Origin of the sequence: Nitrosomonas sp., from assembly GCF_024282095.1 — a bacterium.
Taxonomy (GTDB): domain Bacteria; phylum Pseudomonadota; class Gammaproteobacteria; order Burkholderiales; family Nitrosomonadaceae; genus Nitrosomonas.
This window is the reverse complement of sequence record NZ_JAMWZS010000077.1, coordinates 1-2813: the sequence shown is the minus strand read 5'-3', so window position 1 is coordinate 2813 and position 2813 is coordinate 1. Positions and strand designations below refer to the sequence as shown.

The window sequence follows — 2813 nt, the reverse complement described above, 5'->3', positions numbered from 1 at the left end:
ATCCCCGTATACAAGGGGATGAATATCGATTGCTTGTGGATGAATTTGTCGATGCGGTGCAATACCGTTTTCCACATGCACTGATTCAGTTTGAGGATTTCTTGACGCCACATGCATTTGAGTTTTTGGATATGTATGGCAAAAAAATGCGTTGTTTTAATGATGATATACAAGGCACCGCTGCCGTAACGCTGGCAGGGATTTATACATCATGTCGCGTTACCCATAAGCAATTTTCCGATCTGAATATTATGTTTCTGGGCACGGGCTCTGCTGCTGGCGGTATTGCAGAACTGGTGGTGGATGCATTTTGTGCCGCGGGACTCAGTCAACAGCAAGCACAAGAGCGATTGTGGTTTATTGATCGAAAAGGCTTGGTGACATCAACCAATCAAAACATTAAGCCACGTATCAAGCCTTTTGCTCATGAACATGCGGCATGCAGCTTTGTGGATGCCATTGATGCTATTAAACCGGATGTATTAATTGGTGCAACCGGTGTGGCCGGAACATTTGATCAAACGGTTGTACGCAAGATGGCGACAGTGAATGAGCGCCCGGTGATTATTGCGTTGTCGAATCCTACCTCACATACGGAGTGCACTGCAGAACAGGCCTATCAATGGAGTGATGGGCGGGTCATCTTTGCCAGTGGTAGTCCGTTTAATCCTGTGCAGTATGAGGATAAGCTTTTCAGGCCCGCACAGGGTAATAATGCCTATATCTTTCCAGGCATAGGTCTTGGGGTTTATGCCAGTTCTGCCCGATTGATTTCGCAAGGTATGTTTTTGGCTGCTGCCGAGGTGTTGGCCAGTATTGTGACCGAACAAGAAATAGCCACGGGAGCAATTTATCCTACGTTAACGCGCGTGCGTGAAGTGTCGCATGCAATTGCTGTTGCAGTTTGTCGTGTGGCCGTCAGCGAAGGTTTAACCGATGTTGAATTGCCAAACGATTTGGAAAGTTATATTCATTCGCTTATGTATGAACCGAATTATTAGGCAATAGCGACGATGATTAGCCTCAATCGATCAACATCGTGCGCAATTAATCAATTAAACAAGTTAATAATGCCATCCAAACCCACATAGCTGATTGAATAGGTGGCGTTCTCTTTTACAATGGGTTTCGCATGATAAGCGATGCTGACGCCGGCCTCGGCCAACATATCCAAATCGTTAGCGCCATCACCCAATGCGATAATTTGTTCACGTCCCACGCCTAATTCTTTACTGACTTGCTTCAGTATTTCCGCTTTGCCTTCTCTACCAAGAATTTTTCCAATAATTTTGCCGGTCAAATGGCCGTTATCAATTTCCAGAATGTTGGCGGCCGCATAATCAAATGCCAGTTTTGTTTTGATTCGGTCGGTAAAAAATGTGAAACCACCTGAAATTACCATGGTTTTTAGTCCGGATAACTTTGCCTGTTGCAGCATTTTTTCAGCCCCAGGACTCAGTTTGACGCGTTCATCATAGACTTTTTGCAATGCATCCTGATGCACACCCTGCAATAATGCGGTGCGGCGCGTGATGCTTTCCTCAAAACTGATCTCACCGCGCATGGTTTGCAGGGTAATGGCGGCCACTTGTGGCTTGATATTGTGCATGTCAGCAATTTCATCAATAGATTCAATTGCCAGCAGTGTTGAATCCATATCCATGGCAATCAATTTAAAATCTGAGAGTTTTTGTTTGGGATTAACAAATGCAAAATCCAGCTCAGCTTGCGTGCAGTATTCTGCAATCTGATCTGAATGTGTGGCATTGGTTATGCGAAAGGCTTGACCGGTAATCCGTTCGATCCCGTCTGCCTGAGAGAGTTTTGCGATTTCCCGCAAATCACTATTGTTTACGTCCAGTCCTTGGATAATTAGATTCATAAATGTGCAAGATATTAGATATAGATAGACAACTGACTGAGTGCAAAATATTTAAAGCAGTGAATTCCATTCGACAATGCGATTGCGTCCAGCATGTTTCGCCGCATATAAAGCCGAATCGGCCGCTTTAATCATGTTCAGTGGTTCATTAAAAGTGGTTGATCCTTCATGATAGGCTGCGACGCCAATCGATGCCGTGATTTGGATGATGCAACTGTCGTCCAGTTCATAAGCGATTTCAGTAATCGCCTCTTTTAAACGGGCAATGAGATTTCTTGAAGCTTCCAATGTTGTGCCGGGTAAAATCAAAGCAAATTCCTCGCCGCCGTAGCGGCTCAATGTGTCATCCTGGCGAATCTGCGCACAAACGGTTTTCACGACCGTCACCAACAGCGAGTCTCCTGCCAGATGCCCATGGGTGTCATTGACTTTTTTAAAATGATCCAAATCGATAATCGCGATAGTCAAAGGCAAATGATATTGGGTTGCCAGATTAAATTCACGTCGCAGGGTTTCGTCAAAATACATGCGATTATAGGCACCGGTCAGTCCATCCCGTTGCGATTTTTCTTCCAGCTCCTTCATTCTGGCCAAACTATGTATCATGAGTAGTTCTTTAGCTTGAGCCAGGACACCATCGGCTTCCAATGCATCATGAATGCTAATATCAAACAGATCCTCAACGGATTTTAGGCTCACCTCCATGATTTTAATCACGTCGATGAGTGCTGCGTGATCCAGCCCAAGCCAGTTGTGCGCTGTTTCCGTTAGCGCGGTCATTTTCTCCGTTTCGTGCGGAAATAGAAAATAATCGGCCAAATAGCGAGATACTGCCACACAGGATTGTAGCGTCGGACCCAGATCCTTGGGCGTTGGTTGACTATGGCTGTTGATGCAGGATAGGGCAATATAATCAGGAATATGCCATTTC

The 2813-nt window shown here is 45.1% G+C and carries 3 protein-coding genes; 1 reads left to right on the top strand and 2 read right to left on the bottom strand.

Annotation, left to right across the window (positions count from 1 at the left end; genetic code table 11):
* A partial coding sequence (maeA, locus tag Q0K92_RS12935) for an oxaloacetate-decarboxylating malate dehydrogenase (protein WP_297326208.1) occupies positions 1-1001 on the top strand: 1001 nt, incomplete at its 5' end.
* Positions 1002-1051: 50 nt separating this feature from the next.
* On the opposite strand, the gene serB is transcribed toward maeA, so the two are convergent.
* Together serB and Q0K92_RS12925 are read right to left on the bottom strand one after the other, a co-directional pair.
* Complete coding sequence (gene serB, locus Q0K92_RS12930; RefSeq protein WP_297326207.1) at positions 1052-1882, bottom strand: phosphoserine phosphatase SerB; 831 nt, start codon at positions 1880-1882, stop codon at positions 1052-1054.
* Positions 1883-1933: 51 nt separating this feature from the next.
* The coding region (locus tag Q0K92_RS12925; RefSeq protein WP_297326206.1) for a GGDEF domain-containing protein at positions 1934-2813 on the bottom strand (880 nt) is incomplete at its 5' end.

Excerpts from the sequence above, each read along its gene's own strand:
- serB (WP_297326207.1), bottom strand. The coding sequence starts at position 1,882 with ATGAATCTAATTATCCAAGGACTGGACGTAAACAATAGTGATTTGCGG.